Origin of the sequence: Synechococcus sp. 8F6, assembly GCF_002252665.1 — a bacterium.
Taxonomy (GTDB): domain Bacteria; phylum Cyanobacteriota; class Cyanobacteriia; order PCC-6307; family Cyanobiaceae; genus Cyanobium_A.
In genome coordinates, this window is record NZ_NQKZ01000052.1 from 1 (window position 1) to 2,044 (window position 2,044).

Sequence of the window (2,044 nt, forward strand, 5' to 3'; positions counted from 1 at the left end):
TAAGCCAACAGAGGAGCCAAACCCGACCCTGGCGCTACCCTTAATCCAGGCCGCCTGAATAGCAGCCCAGGAGTGACAACTTTCCTGAAAGTCACCGCACCTGCTCGTCGAGCCCCTGGCAGATGCGGCTCACCTCCGATTTGGAGACGCCGCTGGCGCCGCCCAGCGCCTCCACCAGGGCATCAACCTTGCGGGTGGAGATACCACCGGTGTAGGCCTCCATCACCACGGCGTAGAGGGCCTTGTCGACCCGGCGGCGGGGTTCGAGCCAGTCGGGAAAGAAGCTGCCCTGCCTCAGTTTGGGGATGGCCAGGCTGATGTCGCCCACCTGGGTGGTGAGCAGCCGCTGGCGGTAGCCGTTGCGGTGGGTGGAGCGCTGATCCGGGCAGCGCTCATGGAGCTGGGCGCCAGTGAGGGCAGAAACCTCTGCTTCCAGCAGGTCCTGAAAGCCGCGGCGCACGATCTCAGGGATCAGGGCGCCAGCGGTGGTGCCCTCGATGAGCTGAGCCAGCTCGGAGGCGCCACTATGGGTAAGGGTCATGGTCTGTGTTCGGTTTGGTGGTAGTTCTCCGAACAGGGTCACAGACCGGCCCACCCATTGCCACAGCTGATGTCTGAGGGAGGCGAGCCGTCAGCCCCGGCGTAGCCGGGGCTGATCCCCCCGAGTTACACCACTCCATGGGACGCCGCTGCTGAAATCAAGGCAGCTTGCTGGAAGCTTTTTCAGGAGTCCCTGATTATCATCTATATGAGATAACCAAACTAACCTATCAATGATGCTACGACCCCAGCCGACCTACCACGCTAGAAATCCCTTTTGCTGCTGGTTGGGCAACGATGAAAGGACGGATTAGGGATCAGCACATGGTACCCAGATCCTTGGTGAGAAGTTAAGCCAACCACACAACCAACCATACAAAACCACTGTAGAATCAATAAAAGAGCAAGAGCTTTCCATCAAATGCCAAAAACAGATCTAAATAGTTTGTCATCTGCACTTAACTTGCCTAGCCTGAATCGCCTCAAGTCAAACTCAGCGCTTTATGGATACATAAGATATATTCTAAACTTCCGAAAACTAAAACGCTCAATAGCAAGCGGCGAGTTAAGTTCAATGCCAGGTTCAGTGAAGAACTTTGGAAAGTCACGACCAATCTTAAATGAATTTCTATCAGCTGCAGGCACTGCTTCAGGGCACTACTTTCATCAAGACCTATTAGTAGCTAATCATATCTATCACCATAAACCCACGGTTCATCTTGATATTGGTAGCAGGATTGATGGGTTCATTGCCCACCTGCTCTCGTTTGATCAGAATACAATTCTTGGTGACATCCGCCCAGTAGAGTTTGATAACAAAAATATTTCATTTATTCTCATGGACCTAAGCGGCGAGCTGGATCGTTCCCTGCTGGGAAGATACGAATCAATCAGCTGCCTACATGCTATTGAGCACATTGGTCTTGGTAGATACGGCGATCCAGTCAATGCAATAGGCCATTATGTAGCTTTAAAGAACCTAAGTAGCCTTTTATCTAGCTCTGGGACACTCTATCTGTCATATCCATTTGGAATAAAGAGCAGGATCGAATATAACGCACACCGCGTTATCTCCCTCGCAGAAAGTCGCGATATGTTTTACTTAAATAAGCTTGTCGCCAGAAAATTTGCTTACGTAAATGACGCCGGCAATCTCGTCAATGTCAGCAAAGTTGCCGACATTGATTGGGACTATAGCTACCATCAAAAATACGGATGCGCAATTTGGGTGCTCCATAAAGAATGATTCAAAAGCTATCAGGTTTACCCAGGCTTACCAAAAGACAGGCAACAAACCGCTGCTCAACCAACCCACCGGCAGCTCTGCACTCACCTATTGACCTCTCATCGGAGACTGCAAACCCCTGTTTTTCACAGAGATTGCAGAGCTAGCAGCAAAGCACTATAGGGTACCTCGAAATTTACAAGATTAGCCAGCCTCTGATCACCATAAAAAAATGCCTTTCGGCATCGTCGCAGCAGATCATAAGTGCTCAAGCAATAC

2 protein-coding genes are annotated in these 2,044 nt (G+C 50.9%); one reads left to right on the top strand and one right to left on the bottom strand.

All coding sequences use genetic code 11. The annotated features are described in order from the left end of the window. Positions 1–91: 91 nt before the first annotated feature. A complete protein-coding gene (locus CJZ78_RS13395) occupies positions 92–541 on the bottom strand; it encodes a transposase (protein WP_094561787.1) in 450 nt (149 codons plus the stop codon). Between the two features lie 420 nt (positions 542–961). On the opposite strand from CJZ78_RS13395, the gene CJZ78_RS13400 reads away from it, so the two are divergent. After that, positions 962–1,786, top strand: a complete 825-nt coding sequence (locus tag CJZ78_RS13400; protein ID WP_094561788.1) for a DUF268 domain-containing protein — start codon at positions 962–964, stop codon at positions 1,784–1,786. Positions 1,787–2,044: the final 258 nt, after the last annotated feature.